We start from the raw sequence: 23957 nt of genomic DNA, 5'->3' as shown, positions 1-23957 counted from the left end.
GTCTTTTTGATTGAAAACGGGCTCTAGCGCTTGAATTTATTGGTCAAGCCGCTATCAATTTTGATGCACAGGTCAACAGCGCATTCAGAGCAGCTTGTGCTCCACCAGCTTCTTGCGCAGCGTGTTGCGGTTCAGGCCCAGCCACTCTGCAGCGCGCGACTGGTTGTTTGCGGCGTGGCTCATCACCACCTCGAGCAGCGGCTTTTCGACCACGCGCACCAGCATGTCGTACATGCCGTCGGGCGTCTCGCCGCCCAGGTCGCGAAAGTAGCTCTGCAGGCTTTCCCGCACGCACTCTTCGATGTTTTTCTTGCTCATGCAGCCATTCCCTCTTGTTCTTGTGTGTCCGCCTCGATGCCGGTGGCGGCTGGCAGCCGGTCCATCTGCTGGCCCAGGGCGTCCAGATGGTCGGCCACCGCCTGCCATTGCGCGGCAGCGTCTTCGATCGTGTTGATGTGTTGCCGGAACGCCTCGCCACCGGGCAGTGCGCGCAGGTACCACGCAATGTGCTTGCGTGCGCTGCGTACGCCGGTCAGCTCGCCGTACAGGCTGTAGTGGTCGTGCAGATGGTCGAGCAGCAGGCGGCGCACTTCGGCCACCAGCGGCGGCGCGAGGTGCTCGCCCGTGGCCAGGAAGTGGCCAATCTCGCGAAAGATCCAGGGCCGTCCCTGCGCCGCGCGGCCGATCATGATCGCGTCGGCACCGGTGGCCGCCAGCACGTCACGCGCCTTTTCGGGCGAGGTGATGTCGCCGTTGGCCACCACCGGCACCTTGACCGCAGCCTTCACGGCGGCGATGGTGTCGTACTCGGCCTGTCCTTTGTAGCCCTGCTCGCGCGTGCGGCCATGCACGGTCAGCATCTGGATGCCTGCCGCCTCGAACTGCCGCGCCAGCGCGACTGCGTTCTTGTGCTGCTGGCACCAGCCGGTGCGCATCTTCAGCGTGACGGGCACGTTGAAGGGCGCGCACGCCTCGACCACGGCAGCCGCAATCTCCACCGCCAGCGCCTCGTTCTGCATCAGCGCCGAGCCCGCCCATTTGTTGCACACCTTCTTGGCCGGGCAGCCCATGTTGATGTCGATGATCTGCGCGCCGCGCTCCACGTTGTAGACCGCGGCCTCGGCCATCATCTGCGCCTCGGTGCCGGCAATCTGCACGGCAATGGGGCCCGGTTCGCCGTCGTGGTTGGCCCGGCGCGATGTCTTGAGGCTGTTCCACAAGTCCTTGCGCGATGTGACCATCTCGCTCACGGCATAGCCTGCGCCCAGCGACTTGCACAACTGGCGGAATGGCCGGTCCGTCACGCCCGCCATGGGGGCGACGAACAGCCGGTTCGCCAGAGGAATATGGCCGATGTGCATGGTGTGGGAGTGCGCGGGGGAGATCAGCAGATGCTGAAAAAGGAGGCGGGATTGTACCTGCTCAAAATTTCAGCAAATGAAATGCACCGCCCCGGTAAAACTGCGCACTATGGGCGCAGCGGCGCGACCCGATGTTCGATAGACAGCGCTCGGATCAGGCGACGCGGCCCGACGCCGTCACGCGATGATCAACGCGCTGCAATTTGGCTGGGGCCCGCCTTGCCTGTACCCCGCTCAGCAAACAGCCACCACGCGCGCGGCACGTTGTCGAACTGGTGGCGTGCCATCAGGGTACGCAGCCACTGTCGGTTGTATTGGACGTCCGGCGAAAAACCCGAGGCCGCATCCGCTTGGGCGTGCGCCACAGGGACCCCGGCCGGCGTGCCCATGTCGACCTCGTGCCCGTCGGCCAGCGGCCCGCGCACGGCGCGCGCAGCCCGCGTGCCGTCCACGACCCGCACTTTCACCACCCAGCCCGCGGCACCGGGCTGGCAAATGGCCTCCAGCGCCATGCCTTGGCTGCGAAGCTCCTGCGCGATGCGGCCCAGTGACTCACGCGTTTCAGCCGTCTGCGCGCACCCTGCGTCGAGGGCGGGAACGGCCGACGTACCCCCATCGCCCAGAGCGGATGCACGGGCCGGCACGGCGGGTATCAGCGTGCAAGCTGCCAGCAACACCCCTGCCACGGCCGCGCGGCGAGCGACGATCTGGCTCAAACAGGTTTGGAATGGCAGGTTCATGGGGGCCTCCGGCAGATGGGGTGACTGCCGGCCCAACGCCAGCAACGTCACAGCTCCACAATAGGAACCGCGGCCCGCAGGGGCCATGCGCTGACGCCGCGCCCCCCTGTAGGACACCACCACCGCACGCCGGCCGCACACAGGCAGCCTTCTACACTCGGGCCATGGAAATCTGGATGCACCAGTTGTTGTCGTGGCTTGCCCTGCCCCAGTTCGGGCTGAGCACCGTGTTTGTGGTGGCCTTCGTGTCGGCCACGCTGCTGCCGCTGGGCTCCGAGCCCGCCGTATTCGGCCTCATCAAGCTCAATCCCGACATGTTCTGGCCCGCCATCCTGGTGGCGACGGTGGCCAATACGCTGGGCGGCGGCGTGAGCTGGTGGATGGGCCTGGGTGCCCACAAGGTGGTGAACCGCGCGCGTGGGTACAGCAACGACGGAAGGTCATTGGCGTGGCTGCGGCGTTTTGGCCCCCGCGCCTGCCTGCTGAGCTGGCTCCCGGTGGTGGGAGACCCGCTGTGTGCCGTGGCGGGCTGGCTCAAGCTGCCGTTCTGGCCGTGCCTGGCCTACATGGCCGTGGGCAAATTCTTTCGCTACCTGGTGATGACGAGCGCGCTGCTGCACTTCATGCCCGGGCAGTACGGGCTGTAGCAGCGCCACTGCAAGCGCACGGGAAGACCCCGGCAGCGATCGAGGCTAGGCCGAATCAGCGCCCGTATCGGCGGCCTGCGAGTCACCGCGCGCCACGGGCTCTTCCACCACCACCTGGTTGCGGCCGCCCTCCTTGGCCATGTACATCGCTGTATCGGCCCGCGAGAAAAACTCCAGCACCGACTCGCCCAGCACGTACTGCGTGACGCCGATGGATACCGTCACGCGTCCGCGCAGCAAACCGGTCCAGGCATGGCTTTCCACCTGCGCGCGGATCCGTTCGCAGGTATTGAGGGCCGGCAGCAACGAGGTGGCGGGAAAGATTAGCAGGAACTCCTCGCCGCCGTAGCGGCCGAACACGTCGCCGCCACGCACGCCCTGCTGGGCAATGCGCGAAAAGCTGCGCAGCACCTCATCGCCACCAAGATGCCCCAGTTCATCGTTGATGCGCTTGAAATGGTCAAGATCGAGCACCGCCAGGCACAGAGGGATGCCGGTCTCGTCGGCCAGCTGTTTTTGCTCTTCGAGCGCTGCGAGCACGTAGCGCCGGTTGAAGCAGCCCACCAGCGTGTCGCGCTTGGCGTCTTCCTGGATGTTCTTGATCTTGCGACTGGCCTGGTAGAGGCTGCGGTACAGCCGTTGCACCTTGCCCATCAGGACCACAAAAACCGGCAGGGACAGCACCAGAGCGATCCAGTGGAGCACCTCCAGGCGTAGCAGGGCTTCGTCCTGGCGCAGGAGGTAGTGCACCCAGATCACGAGGCCATAGGCCAGGAACGCCGCAGCGCAAAGCCCGAGCAGCATGCGGCGTGGAACCGCAAAAACCCCATACGACAGCGCCACAAATGCAAAGGGGCCCAGCAGGATCTGGGTCACGGGCGCGGCGTACACCAGCACCAGCATGCCACCCAGAAAAAGCCCCACCACGCCCAACCGCAGGTGCCGGTGGCGAATCTCCTTGCCGGCATCGGAGCGCGTGAACATCCAGAACGCAACGCACCCCAGCACTGCGCTCACCGCCATCACCACCCAAAGCGTGGAATCGACCACCTCCAGGGCGACGAACCCCGCCAGCGCCAGACCAAACAAAAGCACCGCCGAGATACCCGCGACCCACTGGTGCCGTGCGTTGCGCTGTGCCCGCATTCCAAAGCCATCCAGCGTGCGGCGGGCCCGGCGGGCTCCGCCCGACGACGAATCATCAAACTCCAGCACGGCGTCAGACAGCGGGAACGCATCGGTGGCCGAAAACGGGTTCTTGCGTCCAAACAGCATGGGAGACGGGCCGTGGCCGGGTTGGTTCGAAAGACGGGTGGCTGAGCGAAAGGCAGGGGCAAATGCAAGCAATTGCAACCGCCTGCAAAGCTGGCGGATCTTACGCACAACTTACACTCCGACGCTGGGGGTTTTCCAGTAGCGCCCGGCCACGTGGCGCAAATCAGACGGGATCGGAAATGCCGGTGACATCCACCGCCAATGGAAGGCTGTGTAGCACCCCGTATGGCTCATCCGCAATTGAGCTGGATGGCCATTGGCTTGAACGGTGCAAGGGGAAGGGCCATAGAGGCGGCCGTGCGGCTCGCCCGCCCGCTCGAGCCGCACACAAGGCCCCGCAGGACGGGGGATACAGGAGATGCATCACCAGCCACTGCGACAGCGGGTGATCACCACCACCAGCACACCCGGCTGGGTGATTCGACAGCCCTTGGCTAGACGTTGAAGAGGAAATTCAGCACATCGCCATCCTTGACGACGTATTCCTTGCCTTCAGCGCGCATCTTGCCCGCGTCTTTGGCGCCCTGCTCGCCCTTGTAGGCGATGAAGTCGTCAAACGCGATGGTCTGCGCACGGATGAAGCCACGCTCGAAGTCGCCATGGATCACACCAGCGGCCTGGGGCGCCGTGTCGCCGATGTGGATGGTCCAGGCGCGCACTTCCTTCACGCCGGCGGTGAAGTACGTCTGCAACCCCAGCAGCTTGAAGGCACCACGGATAAGGCGGGCCAGGCCAGGCTCGGTCTGGCCCATCTCGGCCAGGAACATGTCTCGGTCTTCGTCGCTCATCTCGGCCATCTCGGCTTCCATCTTGGCGCAGATGGCCACTACGGGGGCGTTCTGGCTGGCCGCGTATTCCTTGAGGCGGTCGAGGAACGGGTTGTTCTCAAAACCGTCTTCGCTCACGTTGCCGACAAACATGGCCGGCTTGGCCGTGATGAGGCACAGGAACTTCAGCAGGGGCTGCTCTTCCTTGGTCACCTCCACGCTGCGGGCAGGCTTGCCTTCGTTAAGCGCTGCCTGGATGCGCGTGAGCAGGGCCACCAGCTTGGCGGCGTCCTTGTCGTTGCCCGACTTGGCGGCCTTGGTGTAGCGGTTGAGCGCCTTCTCCACCGTACCCATGTCGGCCAGGCACAGCTCGGTCTGGATGACTTCGATGTCGGAGATGGGATCAACCCGGCCGGCCACGTGGATCACGTTATCGTCTTCAAAGCAGCGCACCACATTGACGATGGCATCCGTCTCGCGGATGTGGGCCAGAAACTGGTTGCCCAGGCCTTCGCCCTGGCTGGCACCTGCCACCAGGCCGGCGATGTCCACAAACTCGACGATGGCAGGAACGATGCGCTCGGGCGAGATGATGTCGGCCAGCTGCTGCAGGCGGGGATCGGGCACCTCGACCACACCCACGTTGGGCTCAATGGTGCAGAAAGGGTAGTTTTCGGCGGCGATGCCGGCCTTGGTCAGCGCGTTGAAAAGAGTGGACTTGCCCACATTGGGCAGGCCCACGATGCCGCATTGGAGGCTCATGGCAGGGCTTTCTGGTGTTCGGAGACAAACCGGGCATTTTACGGGGCTGCCTGCGACGGCCACAGGCCCTGCACTATCGTCGTGGTAATCCGAGTGAACCGTGCCCCTGTTTAGGGCCTGTTCACCCTATTTTTGCCAGCGCGAAGGCCATGCAAACGGCGCCAATCCAGGCGCGTGACGACGCCAAGGCCGGGGCCTTGGCTAGAAATGCAACAACGAGTGGCGCGGTTTGCCTGGCCTTCCCTTCGGGTTGCAACCCAAAAGAGCCATCCGCGTCGTTGCCAAGCCTCGCTGGGGCCGCACCCCAGCTTCGTTTGGCGCCTAGCGCCTGGCAAAAATAGGGTGAACAGGCCCTAGTCGAACCGCAGGTCCGCCGCAAAGCGCTGGCCGACCCGCAGCACGCTGCCGGCACCCTGCCGCACGATGGCATTCATGCCGAAGGTGATCGCGCCATCGAGGCGCTTGTCCTGCCGGTAGGTGCGCAGTGTGGCCCCGACCACGGAGCCGGTTTCGCCGGTGGCAGGGTCCACGTCCGGGATGGGGCAGCGTGCACACGGCTTTACGGGCTGCAGGTGGACCTCGGCGTCGCTGTCCTCCAGCCGGATCATGTCCAGGCGATCCTCGTCGTGGGGCTGCACGCCAGCAAGGACGACATTGGGACGAAAACGATCTATTCCTACAGCCGCATGGCCGAGGGCCCACAGCCGTGCGTTGATGTCCTCCATGGACGCCTCGCTGCACACCAGCACGGGGAATCCGTCAGAGAACTGGTTGGGCGCCTCGACGCCGCCCGTCCAGCGCATGCTGGACAGCCGCTGGTGCTCAGGATCGAACCGCACCAGGCGGCAGGGCTGCCCCAAAAAGTCCGAGAACCACTGCGCCGCCACCGCACCCATGTCCCACGCGGGCACCGTCTCGCCCCACAAGGTGACGGCGGCGGGGGCCTCGACAGTGTCCAGCCCCAGGTGCAGTGCCAGCATGCCGGGAGCCCGCAACACCACCTCACTGGCCTTGATCTGCGGCCGTATCAGTGCCATGCGCGGCTGCGACCGCTGGGTGACGAACTCGCCCTGCGCGTCAACCACCATCCACGCCCGGTCCAGATCCAGACCGGTTTCAGTTAGCAGTGCCTCCTGAACCTCAACACCCGCGCACGACTTGACGGGATACACAAACAGACGCGCGATGGTGCCGGAAACGTCAGACTCGGGATAAAAGCTGCTCACGCTGCATGCTCCGCAAATGGAAAAAGAGGAATTGGCGCGATTGTGCAGCCCGCAGGTAACAACCCTGCACTCCGGGGGTGCCGCAGTGGCGCTCCTACAATCACCGGCATGGCGCAACCCTTTGATATCTGCATCCGTGGCACGGGCATCGTGGGCCGGACCCTGGCACTCCTGCTGGCCCGCGAGAAACGCAAGGTTGCACTGGTCGCGGCCCCGGTAGCAGCCGGACATCCGGCACCGGCTGGCCACCACGATGTGCGGGCCTATGCACTCAACGCAGCATCGCGCGAGCTGCTCCAGTCGCTGCGCAGCTGGCCCGACGCCGAACACGCCACCGCCGTGCAGCGCATGCAGGTGCTGGGTGACCGGGGTGGCAGTGTGGAGTTTGATGCAGCGACCCAGCACGCAGACGCGCTTGCGTGGATTGTTGACGTACCGGCCCTGGAGACCCGACTGGCAGAGGCCGTGCGCTTTCAGCCGCAGGTGGAGGTAGTCGACGCTCCGGTTTCGGCCGCGCTCACGGTGGTGTGCGAAGGCCGCTCCAGCGCCACCAGAGCCGAATTCGGCGCGCATTTCGACGTCACCCCGTACGCGCAACACGCCATTGCTGCGCGCCTGACGTGCGAACAACCCCACCAGCAAGTCGCACGGCAATGGTTTTCGCCCGATGGCATCCTGGCCTTTTTGCCCATGGGCGGGCCGCAGGGGAACTCTGTGGCGGTAGTGTGGTCAGTCTCGCCAGAGCAGGCTGCCCTGTTGATGGAACTGCCCGCGCAAGAATTTGCAGCACGGCTGCATGAAGCCAGTGGGGGCGCACTGGGTGCCCTGACGCTGACCGGCGAGCGCGCGGTGTGGCCGCTGCAGCTGGCGCGCGCGGACCGCTGGTGCGGCGCGCTGCCACCGGAGGGCCGCAAGGCAAGAAGCTGGGTACTGGCAGGCGACGCGGCACACACCTTGCACCCTCTGGCGGGCCAGGGGTTGAACCTGGGCTTGGCGGACGTGCAGGCCCTGGCCAACGTGCTGCATGCGCGCGACTACTGGCGCAGCGTGAGCGACCTGCGCCTGCTGCGCCGCTACGAACGCGAGCGTAAGGCAGCGGTGTGGACCATGGGCCTTGCCACCGACGGACTGCAGCAGCTCTTCACGCGCCAGGATGGGCCGCTGCCCGCGCTGCGCAACGCAGGCATGAAGGGGTTCGACCTGAGCGGCCCCCTCAAGGATTTCGTGGCCCGGCAGGCCATGGGAATGAAATGACCACCGGCAACGGCGCTGGAGCCGCTGCCCGACTGACGGAATGACTGAACGATGAAACTGATTCCCGCCCTGCTCGCTGCCACCGGTACGCTGGCCTTGACCCTTTCGGCCCACGCCCAGGAGGCAGACATTCGCAAGGCGCTGGCTGAGCGCATTCCCCAGATGGACAAGATCGACGAGGTGCGCCCCACGCCCATGAAGGGCCTGTTCGAAGTGCGCATCGGCACCGATCTTTTCTATACCGATGCCAAGGGCAACTACGTCATCCAGGGCGAGCTGATCGATACCAAGGCGCGCCGCAACCTCACCGAAGACCGCATTGCCAAGCTCACTGCAGTCGACTTCGCGGCGCTTCCGCTCAAGGATGCGTTCACCATCGTACGCGGCGACGGCAAGCGCAAGGTGGCGGTGTTTGAGGACCCGAACTGCGGTTATTGCAAACGCTTCGAGCGCGACATGCAAAACGTGGACAACGTCACGGTGTATCTGTTCCTGTATCCCATCCTCAGCCCGGATTCCGCCGAAAAATCGCGCAACATCTGGTGCTCGAAGGACCGCGTCGCGGCCTGGCAGGACATGATGGTTCGCGACAAGACCGTGCCAGCCGCCAGTTGCGACACGAGCGCAATCCAACGGAACCTGGCATTCGGCCGACAGTACAAGATCACGGGTACGCCAACGCTCATCTTCGCCAACGGAACGCGCGTACCCGGCGCGATCGGCGCGGCCGAGGTCGAAAAACGCCTGGCCGAGGCCAGCACCGACACCGCCAGCGCCCGGTAAGGACCCGGCCGCTGCACCGTTGATATACATCCCCGTTGCGGCGCCGGTGCCACTGCACGCACGGGTACCGCGCCGGCCTCCCCGCTGACCACCATGCCCGCTACCCGCAACCACGAGCCCGCTGCCGTTCACTACCGGGTCGAACCGGCCGATGTGCACGCGCACATCTTCCGGATCACCCTCACGATTGCCTGTCCGCAAGCGCAGCAGGAGGTATCGCTTCCAGTCTGGATCCCGGGCAGCTACCTGGTGCGGGAGTTCTCCAAGAACCTGCAGGACCTGCACGCCACGCAAGGCCGGCGGCGCAGCCCGGTCACGCAGCTCGACAAGCACCGCTGGGTGATCACCTGCAACCCTGACAAGCCGCTGGTGCTGACCTACGGCGTGTGCGCGTACGACACGTCGGTGCGCACCGCATGGCTGGATGCGTCGCGGGGCTTTTTCAACGGCACCAGCCTTTGCCTGCGCGTGGAAGGCAGCCAGCAGCTGGCTCACAGCCTCGAGATCACCCGCACGGCGGCCACTGCGGATTGGTCGGTGGCCACCGGGATGGATGCGCTGGCGGTCGACAAGCAGGGCTTCGGGCTTTACGGCGCTCCCGACTACGAAGCGCTGGTGGACTGCCCCTTCGAGCTCGGCCGTTTCTGGACAGGCCGCTTCACAGCTGGCGGCGTGCCGCACCGCTTCGTGGTGGCAGGGGCGGCCCCGTCGTTTGACGGCAAGCGCCTGCTGGCTGATACGCAGAAGATCTGCGAGACGGCGATGGCCTTCTGGCATAACGGTGGCAAGCCACCCTTTCACTCGTATGTATTCATGCTCAACGCCGTGGGCGACGGGTATGGGGGGCTGGAGCACCGCAACTCCACCGCGCTCATCTGCGGCCGGCGCGACCTGCCCCGCACGGGCGAGGCGCGCACCAGCGAGGGCTACACCACGCTACTGGGTCTGATCAGCCACGAGTATTTCCACACCTGGAACGTGAAGCGGCTGCGCCCGGCGGAGTTTGCATCGCTGGACTTTGCGTGCGAGAACTACACGGAACTGCTCTGGTTCTTTGAAGGCTTCACCAGCTATTACGACGACCTGCTGCTGCGCCGCGCCGGACTGATCGATGACGCCACGTACCTCAAGCTGGTCACGAAGACCATCAACCAGGTGCTCCAGACTCCGGGCCGCAAGGTGCAGACGGTGGCGCAGGCCAGCTTCGATGCCTGGGTGAAGTACTACCGTCAGGACGAAAACACACCCAACACCACGGTGAGCTATTACACCAAGGGCTCGCTGGTGGCCCTGTGCCTGGACATGGCGCTGCGCAGTGAGGGCAAGACCACCCTGGACGACGTGATGCGCGGGCTGTGGCAGCGCTGCCCCGATGGCCTGATGAGCGAGGACGACCTGCGCGCCGTGCTGCAAGAGCTGGGCGGCCACGCCTTTGACGCGGAGCTGGATCTGTGGGTGCACGGCACGGCAGAGCTACCGCTGGCCGAGCTGCTGGGCAAGAACGGCGTGCGCCTCAAGCCCGAGACCGCGCAACTGGCGCAGCGCGTGGGCATCCGGGTGCAGGAGAACCACAGCATCCAGATCAAGACCGTGCTGCGTGGGGGCGCTGCCGAGAAAGCCGGAATGGCCGCGGGGGATGAGTGGCTGGGGGTGGAATGCGGCGGCAGTGCCTGGCGCGTGGCCAAGCTGGACGACGTGGCGTTCTACAGCGGTAGCGCCACGTCGGTCACGGCGATCGTTGCGCGGGATGGCCGCATCCTGCGCCTGGCGCTCGACATGCTGGCGGCTGGGCAGCCAGCGTCGAAGGCCCGCAAGTCGCAGCGCAGCGAACCTGCCGTCCCGGACACGGTGAGCCTGTCTGTCGCCGATGCGGCGGCGGTTGCGCGTTGGCTGGGGCAGCCCATCCGAGCTTGAGGCGAAGGACGCCCGATTTCGCTATATTCAATCCGTTTATTCCACATAAGAAACCACAACCCAAGGAGATCCCATGTCGTACGAAACCATCGAGGTGCGCGTTGAAGCCGAAAAGGTCGGCATCGTCACGCTGAACCGCCCCAAGCAGCTCAATGCGCTCAATGACCTGCTCATGGACGAACTGGGCGCCGCGTTCAAGGCGTTTGATGCGGACGAGAAGATCGGCTGCATCATCGTGACCGGCAGCGAGCGTGCATTCGCCGCTGGCGCAGATATTGGCGCGATGGCCAAGTACAGCTTTGCCGACGCATACAAGGGCGACTACATCACCCGCAACTGGGAAGCTATCCGGTCGGTGCGCAAGCCCGTGATCGCCGCGGTGAGCGGCTTTGCACTGGGCGGCGGATGCGAGCTGGCGATGATGTGCGACTTCATGATCGCGGCAGACAACGCAAAGTTTGGTCAGCCCGAGATCAAGCTGGGCGTGATCCCCGGCGCAGGCGGCACGCAGCGGCTGCCCCGCGCAGTGGGCAAGTCCAAGGCGATGGACATGGCGCTCACGGCCCGCATGATGGACGCCACCGAAGCAGAGCGCGCCGGTCTGGTCAGCCGCGTCGTTCCGTACGACAAGCTGATGGACGAAGCACTGGGCGCGGCCATCACCATCGCCGGTTTCTCGCAGATTGCCGTGATGGCCGCCAAGGAATCCGTCAACCGCGCCTTCGAAGGCAGCCTCACCGATGGCGTCATGTTCGAACGCCGCCTGTTCCATGCGCTGTTTGCCACCCAGGACCAAAAGGAAGGCATGGACGCCTTCGTGAACAAGCGCCCCGCGAGCTTCACACACCAATAATTTTTGTTCTATAATTTCGGTCTGCGGTCGTATAGCTCAGTTGGTTAGAGCGCAGCATTCATAATGCTGATGTCGGTGGTTCAAGTCCACCTACGACCACCAGATTCAAAAACCCACAGCGCTCAGGCTCTGTGGGTTTTTTCTTATGGGCTTTCACAGTCCACCAGCCAGCGGGCGGCAAGAAGCCCGTGTGGTTACGGTCGCCATCGGGTGGGCAACGGGCCGGGCGCAGGGGGCACCGTAGAATCGCCCGCTCAGCCCCTGGATGTACACCATGAACCGCTGCACACACCACAAACCCCACGCCTCTCTTGCCAGTCGCCGGCTTCATACCCTGATGCTTGCCTCGCTGGTCGGCGCCAGCACCTTCGCATCGATTCCCGTTGCCCACGCCCAGCAGGCCCCATCCGGCATGGGCATGGTGCGCAACTTCCCCGAGGCCGCGTTGCGCGGAGCCCTCACCGTGACGAGTGCGAACGAGGCCCGGCTCAACGGCCAGCCCATCCGCATGGCGCCCGGCATGCGCCTGTTCAGCCCGCAGAACACGCTGGTCATGTCCCACAGCGTGGTCGGACAGACCTTCAAGGTCAACTATGTCATCGAGCAGAGCACCGGCATGCTGCACACCGCCTGGATCCTGACTCAAGGCGAGGCTGACGCGCCGCGCAAGAGCCCCGGCGAAGTGGTGGATCGCAACTACCGCACCGACTCGGACCTGATCAAGAAGTGATCCGGCAGGGGTCGCCGCGCGCGCCCCCCATACCTCCACTGCGCACCCCTGATGGCGGTGCGCCCGCCTTTTTCCGTTTGCAAAGCGAGCCCGCCATGGCCAAAAAAGTATTCATCAAGACCTTCGGCTGCCAGATGAACGAGTACGACTCGGACAAGATGGCCGATGTGCTCCATGCCGCGCAGGGCTACGAGCCCACGCAGAATGTGGATGAAGCCGATCTCATCCTCTTCAACACCTGCTCGGTGCGCGAGAAGGCACAAGAGAAGGTCTTCAGCGACCTGGGACGCATCAAGCACCTGAAGGCGCGCGGCGTGAAGATTGGCGTGGGCGGCTGCGTGGCCAGCCAGGAAGGCGCAGAGATCATCAAGCGGGCGCCCTATGTGGATGTGGTGTTCGGCCCGCAGACACTGCATCGCCTGCCGGAGATGCTGAACCAGCGCGAGCGCCAGGACCGGCCGCAAGTGGACATCAGCTTCCCCGAGATCGAGAAGTTCGACCACCTGCCACCGGCGCGTGTCGAAGGCGCATCGGCCTTTGTGTCGATCATGGAAGGCTGCAGCAAGTACTGCAGCTACTGCGTGGTGCCCTACACCCGCGGCGAAGAGGTGAGCCGACCATTTGATGACGTGCTGGTGGAAGTGGCGGGCCTGGCCGACCAGGGCGTCAAGGAAATCACCCTGCTGGGGCAAAACGTGAATGCCTACCTGGGCAAGATGGGTGGCACGGCCGAGATCGCCGACTTTGCGCTGCTGCTCGAATACGTGTCGGACATCCCGGGTATCGAGCGCATCCGTTACACCACCAGCCACCCCAACGAATTCACGCCCCGGCTGATCGAGGCGTACGCCAAACTGCCCAAACTGGCCAGCCACCTGCACCTGCCCGTGCAGCACGGCAGCGACCGCATTCTGATGGCCATGAAGCGCGGCTACACCGCCATGGAATACAAGAGCACGGTACGCAAGCTGCGCGCCATCCGCCCCGACCTCGCCATGAGCAGCGACTTCATCGTGGGCTTCCCCGGCGAGACGGAGGACGACTTCAACAAGATGATGAAGCTGATTGACGACATCCACTTCGACAACAGCTTCAGCTTCATCTTCAGCCCCCGCCCCGGCACGCCCGCAGCCGGCCTGCACGACGACACCCCGCACGACGTGAAGCTGCGCCGCCTGCAGCATCTGCAGGGCGTCATCAACGCCAACATCAAGTCCATCAGCGAAAGCCGCGTGGGCACGTTGCAGCGCATTCTGGTGGAAGGCGCCTCCAAGCGCGATGCCAGCGAGCTGATGGGCCGCACCGAATGCAACCGCGTGGTGAACTTTGCAGGCCACCCGCGCCTGGTGGGGCAAATGGTGGATGTACGGGTGACCGAAGCAAAGGCCTACACGTTGCGGGCCGAAGTCTGCACCGACGAGGCCGTGCTGGCCCCGGCGCACTGACGAGCCGTACTAGGGCATTGCGGATGGAACCCCAAGCCCTGCGGCCGGCTGTGCCACCCGGGAAGGCCGAGGGCCTGCTGCACGGACTGTCCTTTCAGCAATTGCTGCTGCTGGCGTTCCTGCTGATCGCCGGCCTGCTAGGGGTAAGCGCGCTGCGGGCGCTGTACACGCTGGAGCAGCTGATGCTGCAAAGCCGCCAGGGCGCCGCGCAGGCTACCGTGCTGGCCACGGCCGCCCAGGGGTTGGGCCAGCGCGGCCAGGCGTTGGAGCGGGCTGCCCGGCAGTCGCTTGTGCTGCGCGATGCGCAGCTGCGCCGCAATTTCGAAGATATGGCGGTCGAGGCGCGTAACGTGCTGGAGTCGCTGGGCAAGGGCGGACTGGCGCCTGAGCGGGCGGCGCAATGGAACTCCCATCTCGCCACGGTGAGCGCCCTGCTGGACGCTCCGCCGGAACGCGCGCTGGACAACGAACGCCTGGTGGCAGAGGAATTCGTGGCGCTGGAGGCGCTGCATACGGCCATCGTCCAGTCCATCCAGGACATCAACGCGCAGCGCAATGAGGACCTGCTGACGCAGGTGGAAGACAGCCGCCGCAACGTCACGCACCAGGTGGTGGGTGCCATCGTGCTGGCGCTGACGCTGGCACTGGCACTGGGCATCTGGCTGGCGCGGCCTTTCAAGCGACTGGAGCGAGCCATCCGCCGGCTCGGCGAAAACGAACTCGATCGCCCTGTCGTCATTTCCGGCCCGGACGACGTGCGCCGGGTGGGCCAGCAACTCGAGTGGCTGCGACTGCGACTGGTGGAACTCGATGCCGACAAGGCCCGCTTCCTGCGGCATATATCGCACGAGCTCAAGACCCCGCTGGCCGCCATGCGCGAAGGCGTCGCACTGCTGGAAGACGGCGTAACCGGCGAGCTCAATGCAGGCCAGCGCGAGGTGGCCCAGATCCTGCGGCACAACACGCTGATCCTGCAGGGCGAGATCGAGGCCCTGCTGCGCTTCAATGCGGCCGCCTTCGAGGCGCGGCAGCTGCAGCGGCGCGATACCGACCTGCTCGCGCTGCTGGAAGCGGTCGTGGAATCGCAGCGGCTGCAGTGGCAGGCGCGCGGCCTGCGGGTGCAGGTAGAGGGCCCGGCGGTGACGCTGCAGATCGACCCCGACAAAATCGCTTCGGCCATCAGCAACCTGCTTTCCAATGCCATCCGTTTCTCGCCAAAGGGCGGTACGGTTCGCCTCACGGCGTCGATTCACCCTGGCCAGGTGCGCGTCGATGTGTCTGACCAGGGTCCGGGCGTGGCCCAGGGCGACAGGGACCGCGTGTTCGAGCCCTTTTACCGGGGGGCACGCCAGCCCGAAGACGCGGTGCGCGGCACCGGGATCGGGCTGTCCATCGTGCAGGAATATGTGGTGGCCCATGGGGGCCGCGTGCATCTGGTCGAGGATAAAACGCACTCGTTTTTCCGGATCGAACTCCCTTATGCAGCCTGATTGCAATTGCCTTCCACACACAACGGCACCGGCCACGACCGCCAGCCGGCCCCTGCGGTGGGCTACCGTGCTGACTGCCGCACTGCTGGTAGCCGGATGCGCATCGCGTCCGGTACCCGCAGCCCCAGCGCCTCAGCCAGTGCAGGCTCTGCCACCCGTCCGCACTGAAGCGCCCCCGCCGCCGCCTCCCGTTCCGTTGCCTTCCAGCACACCCACCGGTTCGGAGAACGACGCGCCAGATCCTGTGGCACAGGTGCTGGCTGACAGCGACCGCATCCTGCGCATGTCTCCGGCCGAGCTGTCAAGGGAGATCACACGCCTGGGCGAGCTCGAGGAGGCGTCTGCCGACGCGCCCCTGCTGCTGGCCACTGCGCTGGCACAGACGCGCCAGCCCGTGGACACGGCCCGTGCGCTCGGGCTGGTGCAGCGCGTCTTGGCGCAGCCTGCTTCACAGGCCCTGCATCCGCTGGCGCGATGGATGGAATCGCGGCTGTTGCAGCAGCGCAGGATGGAAGAGCAGCTGGAGCGCCAGACCCAGCAGCTGCGCGATGCCCAGCGGCGCATTGACCAGCTCAACGACCGGCTGGAGGCCGTACGCGCCATCGAACGCAGCCTGACCACGCGCCCTGCGCCCAGCACAGCGCCCGCTTCGGCTGCACCGGCTGTGCCCGCCGGCCCGCCGCGCACCGGCACGCCGTAACCCGCCACCTTACCCAGTGCAGGACACCCATGGCAGCCTTCACACCTACCGCTCCCGTCCGCGGCCCCGCGCACCAGCGCATTCTGGTGGTGGACGACGATGCCGACATGCTGCGGCTGCTGTCGTTGCGCCTGAACGCCGCAGGCTATGAGGTGACGGCCGTGGCATCGGCCGAAGCCGCCCTGGCGCAGCTCGATGTAGCGCGCCCCCAGCTCGTGCTCAGCGATGTGCGTCTGCCCGGGCGCGACGGCCTCGCGCTGTTCGATGAGGTGCGGGCCCGGCATCCGTCACTGCCCGTCATCCTGCTTACAGCCCACGGCACCATCCCCGACGCGGTAGAGGCCACGTCGCGCGGCGTGTTCACGTACCTCACCAAGCCGTACGACGGCAAGGAGCTCATGGAAAAAGTCGCGCAGGCACTGGCACTGAGCGCCCCGGCAGCCACGCACGCACATGCCAACGAAGCCTGGCGGGCCGACATCGTGAGCCGCTCCAACCGCATGACCGATCTGCTGGCCGAGGCCTACATGGTGGCGCAGTCGGACGCCAGCGTGCTGCTGCAGGGCGACAGCGGATCGGGCAAGGAACTGCTGGCACAGGCCATCCACCGCGCCAGCCCGCGCGCCGGCAAACCTTTCGTGGCCGTCAATTGCGGCGCCATCCCCGAGGCGCTGCTCGAATCCGAACTCTTCGGCCATGTCAAAGGCGCCTTTACCGATGCGGTGAGCAACCACAAGGGCCTGTTCCAGGCGGCCGACGGCGGCACCCTGCTGCTCGACGAAATCGGAGACATGCCGCCCGCCCTCCAGGTCAAGCTGCTGCGCGTGCTGCAGGAACGCGCGGTACGGCCCGTGGGGGCCAGCCAATCCATCCCCATCAATGTGCGCATCATCTCGGCCACGCACCGCAATCTGGAGGCCGCCATGGCCACGGCGCAGTTCAGGGAAGACCTGTACTACCGCCTGAACGTCGTCACGCTCATGCTGCCCACGCTAGGCGAGCGGCGCGAAGACATTGCGCTGCTCGCCAACCATTTCCTGGACAAGCTGGCCCGCAAGTACGACAAGCGCCTGTCGGGCTTTGCGCCCGAGGCGCTGAAAGCGCTGACCATGGCCGCCTGGCCTGGCAACGTGCGGCAGCTGTTCAACGTGGTCGAGCAGGTGTGCGCGCTTTCCACCACGCCGCTGGTGCCGCTGACACTGGTGCAGCGGGCGCTGCGCACCCCCAGCACCCAGGTGCTGAGCTTTGCCGAGGCGCGCCAGCGGTTCGAGCGCGAATACCTGGTGGGCCTGCTCAAGATGACGGACGGCAACGTGGCCGATGCGGCCCGCCTGGCGGACCGTAACCGCACCGAGTTCTATCGCCTGCTGCAAAAACACGCTCTCACTCCAGGCCATTTCAAGAACGAGTCCGGCGACGATGTCGTCAGCGAGCGACACGATTAAGTCGTTGATTCACAACGGTTTTCTTGCAGCATGGCTCCCATCTGTCGCCAGATGGCGACAGATAGCGCCGGTTTTGAGCCGGCGGGAGCGGGCGTACAGCTGCTTACACCCCGAATCCATCGCAAGCCATTGATTTAAAAGGCTTTTTTCAAGCTGGCACAGGGTTTGCCCTATAGCCGGCATGCAAGCCCTTTTCCCTGTGAAACCACGCCGCGCTGCGCCAGCCTTCCGGCGCTGGGCGGTCGTCGCGGCAGGGTTGCTCGCCGGCATGGCGGCGGCGCACGCCCACACCTTTGATTTCGAGAGCCTGACCCGCATGGCGCGCGAGCGCGCCGCCACGGCCTACCAGCCCGTCAGCGACAAGCTGCCACCCGATCTGGCGCGGCTGAACTACGACGAGGTGCGCGACATCCGCTGGCGCCCGGACCGCGCCCTGTGGCGCGCCGAGAACCTGCCGTTCGAGGCCATGTTCTTCCACCTGGGGCTGTACCAGACCCAGCCCGTGCTCATCAACGAGATCACGCCCCAGGGCACGCGCCACATCCGCTACAGCCGTGCCGACTTCGACTATGGCCGCAACCAGGTCAAGCCGGATGCCTGGGGCGACCTGGGATTTGCCGGGTTTCGCGTGCACAACCACTTGAACTCACCCGCCTACAAGGACGAGCTGGTGGTGTTCCAGGGCGCCAGTTACTTCCGTGCGCTGGGCCAGGGTCAGCAATATGGCCTGTCAGCCCGCGGCCTGGCGATCGACACCGTGGGCGCCCCCCCGGGGCAAGGCGAAGAGTTCCCCCGCTTCACCGAATTCTGGCTGGTACGGCCCGAGCCGGGCGCCACGCAAATCACCGTGTATGCGTTGCTCGATTCGCCGCGCGCTACGGGCGCGTACCAGTTCGATATCCGTCCCGGCAAGCAGACCACGACCACGGTGCGCAGCCGCGTATTTCTGCGCAGTGCCGGCAACACGCGGCCCATTGCCACCCTGGGCATCGCACCGCTGACCAGCATGTTCTTCTTTGGCGAGAACCAGCCGCGCAAGGACGACTTCCGACCCGAGGTGCACGACTCCGACGGGCTGATGGTGGCCACTGGCGAGGGCGAATGGCTGTGGCGCCCATTGCAAAACCCGAAGCAGACGCTGGTGACCTCGTTTGCCACGCGCAACCCCAGGGGCTTCGGCCTGATGCAGCGCGACCGCCAGTGGGCGAGCTACGAAGACGTGGAAGCCCGCTACGAGCGCCGCCCCAGCGCCTGGGTGCGCCCGCTGCACGACTGGGGCCCTGGCCGGGTCGAGCTGGTGCAGCTGAACACCCCTGACGAAACCCACGACAACATCGTTGCGTACTGGGTGCCTGCCGAGCTGCCCCAACCCGGCCAGCCGCTGGAGTTTGCCTATGAGCTGAGCTGGCAGGGCGACGAGCAGCAGCGCCCGCCGGGCAGCTGGGCCACCCAGTCACGCCGCGGCATGGGCTACCACAAGCTCAGTGCCGAGGCGCTACGCCAGCAGACGCAGTACGTGGTCGATTTCGAGGGGCCGGCATTGGCCGCCCTGCCCGCCAACGCGGTCGTCAAGGCCGTGGTGACCGCAGGGCCCGCCGGCAAGGTGCTGGAAAGCATGGCCTACCGCAACCCCGCCACGGACCAGTGGCGGATGACGCTTCGCGTACAGCGCCAGCGAGCCGATCAACCGGTCGAGCTGCGCGCCTTTCTCCAACACGACAACCACGCTGTGAGTGAAACATGGACGCACATCCTTCTTCCCGAGTAAGCCCCGAGGCGCTGCATCCATCGGCCGGCACAGCGCCTGCGGCGGTGGCACGGCGCGGTGTTTCGTACCTGCGCCCGGCCATCAGCCAGCGCAGCCCGCTGCGCGAGCGGCGCCACCCCAACGCCGTGACGGCCCCACCGGTCAACCGCGGCTCCATGGCACCCGTGCCGTGGCGTGGTTTCTGGAACAGCATCGGCACCGCCGTGCTGCTGGCACTGACTGGCAGGCGCAGCGCTGCGCCCGGCGGCTCCGCACAGCCGGCGGGCGATGCGCCCGCCTGGCAGGGCGCGGCGCAACGCCGCCGCTGGACCTTTGCCTTGCTGACGCTGCTGACCTCTGTACTGGCCAGCACGCTGTTTGCCGGCGTGCAGCCCAGCTACGAAAACCCCTGGCTGGGTTACGGCCAGATCGCGCTGTTTGCGCTGCTGTCGGCCTGGGTGGTCACGGGCTTTCTCACGGCGCTGATGGGTTTCTGGGTGATGCTGCGCGGTGACCGCCACGCGCTGTCGGCCCGCAGCGTGCGCGAGCACACCCTGCCGGCCGATGCCCGCACCGCGATCATCATGCCCATTTGCAACGAAGACGTGGCCACGGTGTTTGCCGGGCTGCGAGCCACCTGCGAATCTGTGGCGTCCACGGGGCATGGCGCCACGTTTGACGTGTTTGTGCTGTCCGACAGCAGCGACCCTGCCGTGGCCCGCGCCGAGCGCGAGGCCTGGGAAGAGTTGCGCAGCGCCCTGGCCCAGAACAGCCTGCAGCCCCAGGTGCAGGTGTACTACCGCCTGCGCACCCGCCGCACCCACCGCAAGGCCGGCAACGTGGCCGACTTCTGCCGCCGCTGGGGCAAGGACTACCGCTACATGGTGGTGCTGGATGCCGACAGCGTGATGAGCGGCGACTGCATCGTGTCGATGACCAAGCTGATGGAAGCCAACCCCACGGCCGGGATCATCCAGACGGCCACGCAGGCAATCGGCCATGTCACGCTGCATGCCCGCGCACAGCAGTTCGCATCGCGCGTCACGGGCCGGCTGTTCACTTTGGGCATGCAGTACTGGCAACTGGGCGAGTCGCACTACTGGGGCCACAACGCGATCATCCGCGTGGCGCCCTTCATGCAGCACTGCGCACTGGCGCCCATCAAAGGCACCGGCGGCCTGGCGGGCGGCATCATGTCGCACGACTTTGTCGAGGCTGCGCTGATGCGCCGCGCGGGCTATCACGTGTGGCTGGTGTCTGACCTGGTGGGGAGCTACGAACAGCAGCCGCCCGACCTGCTGGCCGAACTGCAGCGCGACCGCCGCTGGTGCCAGGGCAACCTGCAAAACGCCCGCCTGATGGCTGAGCCAGGGATCCACCCCGTGCACCGTTCCATGTTTGTCACCGGCACGATGGCCTACCTGTCGGCCCCGCTGTGGCTGGCATTCCTCACGCTGGGCACGGCCTTGTGGCTGTCGGGCGCCCGCCTGGTGGCTGACTGGAACATCTTGCCCAGCGAGCTGCTGGCCCTGTGGGCCTGGACGTTGTGCATGCTGTTCCTGCCGCGCATCCTGGGCGTGGCCGCCGTCTTCATGCGGGGCGAGCAGCGCCAGTATGGCGGCGGGTTCAGCCTGCTCAAGAGCGCAGCGCTGGAAAGCGTGCTGGCCATCCTGCAGGCGCCGGTGCGCATGCTGGCGCACTCGCTGTTCGTGATCATTGCGCTCACAGGTCTGAAGCTGGAGTGGAAATCGCCCCCGCGTGAAGCGCATGCGGTGCCCTGGAGCCATGCCGTGCGCCAGTTGGCCCCCATGACCGCCGTGATTGCACTGCTAGGCGTGGGCGTTGCGCTCATCGACAGCAGCGCGCTGCTGTGGCTGGCACCGGTGGGCCTGCCGCTGGCGCTGGCCATTCCGCTGGCCGTGCTCACCAGCCAGATCGGGCTGGGCAAGGCCATGAAAGCTCGCAGGTTCCTGCTGATCCCGGAAGAGTCGTGGTCGCCGCCCGTGCTGCGCCGGGCCTGGCTGCACGCCACGCGGCTGGCCCGCCCTGTGCTCAAGATGGCGGCCTGACCGTTCCGGCAGGTCCGCAACCCGCACAGAAATGCAAAAAGCCGGCAGCGCCGGCTTTTTGCTATGTATTTAATAGCTATCAGGGCATATAAATCATGCACCTGCGGCCAAAAACACCAAAAACAGGGCTCAGAACGGCATCTTGGGCATTCCGCCGCCGCCGAGGCCCTTCATGCCGCCCATCTTCTTCATCATCTTCATCAGGCCGCCGCCCTTCATCTTCTTCATCATCCCCTGCATCTGCTCGAACTCCTTGAGCAGGCGGTTGACTTCCTGAACATGCACGCCCGCGCCGTTGGCGATGCGCTTCTTGCGGGTGGCCTTGATCAGGTCGGGCTTGCGGCGCTCCAGCGGCGTCATGCTCTGGATGATCCCTTCCTTGCGCTTGATGTCTTTTTCGGCCTTGTCCATGTCCATGGCGCCGGCCTTGGCGGTGAGCTGGGACGGCAGCTTGTCCATCAGGCTGGAGAGCCCGCCCATCTGCTTCATCTGCTGGATCTGCGCGAGGAAGTCGTTCAGATCGAATCCGTCGCCACTCTTGACCTTGGCGGCCAGCTTCTGCGCGGCCTCCATGTCCACCCCGGCGGTCACCTGCTCGACCAGCGCCACGATGTCGCCCATGCCCAGGATGCGACCGGCGTGGCGTTCAGCGTCAAACACCTCCAGGCCGTCGATCTTTTCGGACACACCCGCAAACTTGATCGGCGCGCCGGTGATCTGTCGCACCGACAGGGCCGCACCGCCGCGGGAATCACCATCGAGTTTGGTCAGCACGATGCCGGTCAGCGGCAGCGCTTCCTTGAAGGCCTTGGCGGTGTTGATCGCGTCCTGGCCTTGCATGGCATCGACCACGAACAGGGTTTCGACCGGGTTGAGCGCCGCGTGCAGGTCCTTGATTTCCTTCATCAAGGCCTCGTCGATGGCCAGGCGGCCGGCGGTGTCGACCAGCAGCACGTCGAAATAGTGCTTTTTGGCATAGTCGAGTGCGGCGTGGGCAATGTCCAGGGGCTTCTGGTCGGCCGTGCTTGGGAACCACTCGGCGCCCGCCTGCTTTGTCACCGTCTTGAGCTGCTCGATGGCCGCCGGGCGGTACACGTCGCCCGACACTGTCAGCACCTTCTTCTTGCGCTTTTCGATCAGGTGCTTGGCCAGCTTGGCCGTCGTAGTGGTCTTACCCGCGCCCTGCAAGCCGGCCATCAGGATCACCGCCGGCGGCTGGGCGGCCAGGTTGATGTCGGCAATGCCCTCTCCCATCGTGGCGGCGAGCTCGCGGTTGACGATGCTCACCAGCGTCTGCCCAGGCTTGAGCGATCCCAGCACCTCCTGGCCCAGCGCCTTCTCCTTCACACGGGCGATGAAGTCACGCACCACAGGCAGGGCCACGTCGGCCTCCAGCAGGGCCATGCGCACTTCGCGCAGCATGTCTTGCACGTTGGATTCGGTGATGCGGGCCTGGCCACGCATCTCCTTGACGAGGCGCGTGAGTTTGTCGGTAAGGGCGGAGGCCATAGATGTGATCCGGTGGTGCCCGCGCAGCATTGCGTCGGGCGGGCCGCCAGACAGGCGGCAAGGCAAAAACAGTGACGATAGCGCAGAGCTTGCAGGGTCAACGGCCGGCGAGGCACTGGCAGCGCTGTTGCCTGCACCCCCGGATACACCGGGCGGTGCCAGGGCGTAAATCCTGCGCGGGTGGGGAAAGCCCCACAACACGCTCTAAACTCCGAGCCATGATTTTACCCAGCGCTTCCCCCATCACCTGGCTGCTGGCCTTGGCAGCCGCGGTGGCATACGCCGTGCCTGCACTGGCGGCGAAGCGCCTGGGGCAGACGGCGGCCCGCAACGCGCTGCTGGCGGCATGGGTGCTGCATGCCACGGTTCTGGTGTGGGGCCTGTGGGGCGAGGCGCCGCAGTTCGGCTTTGCGCCTGCGCTTTCCATGACGGCCTGGCTGGTGCTCACGGTCTATGCCGTCGAACGGCAGCTGTTTCCGCAAATGCGTTCACGCTGGATGCTCGCCTCGCTGGGCGCAGCGGCTGTGGTGCTGGCGCTGCTGTTCCCGGGCCAGCCGCTGCAGGTGTCGGCATCGGGATGGCTGCCCCTGCACCTGGCGCTGGGCATTGCCTGCTATGGCCTGTTTGCCGCAGCGGTGGTGCACGCCTGGCTGATGACCCGGGCCGAGCGGCACATCCGCCAGGCCGAAGACACGCACAGCGGCATCCCGCTGCTCACGCTGGAGCGGCTGACCTTCCGCTTTGTGACGGCGGGCTTCGTGCTGCTCACCGCCACGCTGGTGGCCGGGTTTGTGTTTGGCGAAACGCTGTATGGCCGGGCTTGGCGCTGGGACCACAAGGCAGTGTTTTCGCTGCTGTCCTGGCTGACGTTTGCGGCCCTGCTGGCCGGTCGCGCGCGCTTTGGGTGGCGCGGCCGCAGCGCCGTGCGGGTGCTGTACGCAGGTGCTGCGCTGCTGATGCTGGCCTACGTGGGCTCGCGCTTCGTGCTTGAAGTGATCCTGGGGCGTGCCGCATGAAGTACCTCGTCCTCCTGGCGGTGCTGGTGGTGGCCTTCGGCATCTGGCGCAGCCGGCGCCGAGCCGAGGCAGTATCCTCCAGCGAGGCCCGACGCCCGCTAGCGCTACCCCAGGACATGGTCGCCTGCGCGCACTGCGGCGTGCACGTGCCGCAGGCCGACGCCGTCGTGCTGGCAGGCCACACCTTTTGCAGCGCCGAGCACCGCGACCGCGGCGCCGCCTGA

General features: G+C 65.9%; 21 protein-coding genes and 1 tRNA gene. 15 read left to right on the top strand and 7 right to left on the bottom strand.

The annotated features are described in order from the left end of the window. Positions 1-84: 84 nt before the first annotated feature. The 3 genes from ACTPOI_RS14330 to ACTPOI_RS14320 all read right to left on the bottom strand — a co-directional run bounded on the left by ACTPOI_RS14330 (position 85) and on the right by ACTPOI_RS14320 (position 2101). Positions 85-318: a Fis family transcriptional regulator gene (locus ACTPOI_RS14330; protein ID WP_440109912.1), complete on the bottom strand. Its 234-nt coding sequence runs from the start codon at positions 316-318 to the stop codon at positions 85-87. Further along, positions 315-1361 carry a tRNA dihydrouridine synthase DusB gene (gene dusB, locus ACTPOI_RS14325; protein ID WP_440109910.1) on the bottom strand — a complete coding sequence of 349 codons (1047 nt, stop codon included), beginning with the start codon at positions 1359-1361 and terminating at the stop codon, positions 315-317. Before dusB ends, ACTPOI_RS14330 begins: the two co-directional genes overlap by 4 nt. Before the next feature lie 188 nt (positions 1362-1549). Further along, positions 1550-2101 carry a D-Ala-D-Ala dipeptidase gene (locus ACTPOI_RS14320; RefSeq protein ID WP_440109908.1) on the bottom strand — a complete coding sequence of 184 codons (552 nt, stop codon included), beginning with the start codon at positions 2099-2101 and terminating at the stop codon, positions 1550-1552. Positions 2102-2265: 164 nt separating this feature from the next. Between ACTPOI_RS14320 and ACTPOI_RS14315 the strand changes: the two genes are divergently transcribed. Then, positions 2266-2748 carry a YqaA family protein gene (locus ACTPOI_RS14315; RefSeq protein ID WP_440109905.1) on the top strand — a complete coding sequence of 161 codons (483 nt, stop codon included), beginning with the start codon at positions 2266-2268 and terminating at the stop codon, positions 2746-2748. Between the two features lie 45 nt (positions 2749-2793). On the opposite strand, the gene ACTPOI_RS14310 is transcribed toward ACTPOI_RS14315, so the two are convergent. The 3 genes from ACTPOI_RS14310 to ACTPOI_RS14300 all read right to left on the bottom strand — a co-directional run bounded on the left by ACTPOI_RS14310 (position 2794) and on the right by ACTPOI_RS14300 (position 6778). Continuing rightward, positions 2794-4023, bottom strand: coding sequence for a diguanylate cyclase (locus ACTPOI_RS14310; protein ID WP_440109903.1), 1230 nt, complete (start codon positions 4021-4023; stop codon positions 2794-2796). A gap of 434 nt (positions 4024-4457) precedes the next feature. Then, the gene (ychF, locus tag ACTPOI_RS14305; RefSeq protein WP_440109901.1) at positions 4458-5552 is read right to left on the bottom strand and encodes a redox-regulated ATPase YchF; all 1095 of its coding nucleotides are present in this window, start codon (positions 5550-5552) and stop codon (positions 4458-4460) included. A gap of 353 nt (positions 5553-5905) precedes the next feature. After that, positions 5906-6778: an MOSC domain-containing protein gene (locus tag ACTPOI_RS14300; RefSeq protein ID WP_440109899.1), complete on the bottom strand. Its 873-nt coding sequence runs from the start codon at positions 6776-6778 to the stop codon at positions 5906-5908. 108 nt (positions 6779-6886) lie between these two features. Here ACTPOI_RS14300 and ACTPOI_RS14295 point away from each other — a divergent pair, with 108 nt between their 5' ends. From ACTPOI_RS14295 to mdoH, 12 genes are all read left to right on the top strand, one after another. Further along, positions 6887-8032 carry an FAD-dependent monooxygenase gene (locus ACTPOI_RS14295; protein ID WP_440109897.1) on the top strand — a complete coding sequence of 382 codons (1146 nt, stop codon included), beginning with the start codon at positions 6887-6889 and terminating at the stop codon, positions 8030-8032. 51 nt (positions 8033-8083) lie between these two features. Continuing rightward, a complete protein-coding gene (locus tag ACTPOI_RS14290; protein ID WP_440109895.1) occupies positions 8084-8815 on the top strand; it encodes a DsbC family protein in 732 nt (243 codons plus the stop codon). 93 nt (positions 8816-8908) lie between these two features. Beyond that, positions 8909-10729, top strand: coding sequence for a M61 family metallopeptidase (locus ACTPOI_RS14285; RefSeq protein WP_440109893.1), 1821 nt, complete (start codon positions 8909-8911; stop codon positions 10727-10729). 73 nt (positions 10730-10802) lie between these two features. Continuing rightward, positions 10803-11582, top strand: a complete 780-nt coding sequence (locus ACTPOI_RS14280) for an enoyl-CoA hydratase (protein WP_440109891.1) — start codon at positions 10803-10805, stop codon at positions 11580-11582. Between the two features lie 25 nt (positions 11583-11607). Further along, positions 11608-11684, top strand: a tRNA-Met gene (locus tag ACTPOI_RS14275). 235 nt (positions 11685-11919) lie between these two features. Further along, complete coding sequence (locus ACTPOI_RS14270; protein WP_440109889.1) at positions 11920-12312, top strand: hypothetical protein; 393 nt, start codon at positions 11920-11922, stop codon at positions 12310-12312. A gap of 95 nt (positions 12313-12407) precedes the next feature. Beyond that, positions 12408-13757 carry a tRNA (N6-isopentenyl adenosine(37)-C2)-methylthiotransferase MiaB gene (gene miaB, locus ACTPOI_RS14265; protein WP_440109887.1) on the top strand — a complete coding sequence of 450 codons (1350 nt, stop codon included), beginning with the start codon at positions 12408-12410 and terminating at the stop codon, positions 13755-13757. Positions 13758-13780: 23 nt separating this feature from the next. After that, on the top strand, positions 13781-15247 hold the full coding sequence (locus ACTPOI_RS14260) for a sensor histidine kinase (protein ID WP_440109885.1): 1467 nt from the start codon (positions 13781-13783) through the stop codon (positions 15245-15247). Between the two features lie 196 nt (positions 15248-15443). After that, positions 15444-15947, top strand: a complete 504-nt coding sequence (locus tag ACTPOI_RS14255) for a hypothetical protein (protein ID WP_440109883.1) — start codon at positions 15444-15446, stop codon at positions 15945-15947. Positions 15948-15976: 29 nt separating this feature from the next. Next, entirely contained in the window at positions 15977-17392 is a 1416-nt protein-coding gene (locus ACTPOI_RS14250; RefSeq protein WP_440109881.1) for a sigma 54-interacting transcriptional regulator, read from the top strand. A 181-nt stretch (positions 17393-17573) separates the two neighbouring features. Then, positions 17574-19160 carry a glucan biosynthesis protein G gene (locus ACTPOI_RS14245; RefSeq protein WP_440109879.1) on the top strand — a complete coding sequence of 529 codons (1587 nt, stop codon included), beginning with the start codon at positions 17574-17576 and terminating at the stop codon, positions 19158-19160. Continuing rightward, positions 19133-21208, top strand: coding sequence for a glucans biosynthesis glucosyltransferase MdoH (gene mdoH / locus ACTPOI_RS14240; RefSeq protein WP_440109877.1), 2076 nt, complete (start codon positions 19133-19135; stop codon positions 21206-21208). Before ACTPOI_RS14245 ends, mdoH begins: the two co-directional genes overlap by 28 nt. A gap of 129 nt (positions 21209-21337) precedes the next feature. On the opposite strand, the gene ffh is transcribed toward mdoH, so the two are convergent. Beyond that, the gene (ffh, locus tag ACTPOI_RS14235) at positions 21338-22717 is read right to left on the bottom strand and encodes a signal recognition particle protein (RefSeq protein WP_440109875.1); all 1380 of its coding nucleotides are present in this window, start codon (positions 22715-22717) and stop codon (positions 21338-21340) included. Between the two features lie 218 nt (positions 22718-22935). Between ffh and ACTPOI_RS14230 the strand changes: the two genes are divergently transcribed. Next, entirely contained in the window at positions 22936-23733 is a 798-nt protein-coding gene (locus ACTPOI_RS14230) for a cytochrome C assembly family protein (protein ID WP_440109873.1), read from the top strand. Beyond that, positions 23730-23957, top strand: a complete 228-nt coding sequence (locus ACTPOI_RS14225) for a PP0621 family protein (RefSeq protein WP_440109871.1) — start codon at positions 23730-23732, stop codon at positions 23955-23957. The genes ACTPOI_RS14230 and ACTPOI_RS14225 overlap by 4 nt, the downstream gene beginning before the upstream one ends.

This window comes from Acidovorax sp. BL-A-41-H1 (assembly GCF_051942715.1).
Note: the sequence above shows the minus strand (reverse complement) of the source record. Positions and strands in the feature narration are given on the sequence as shown.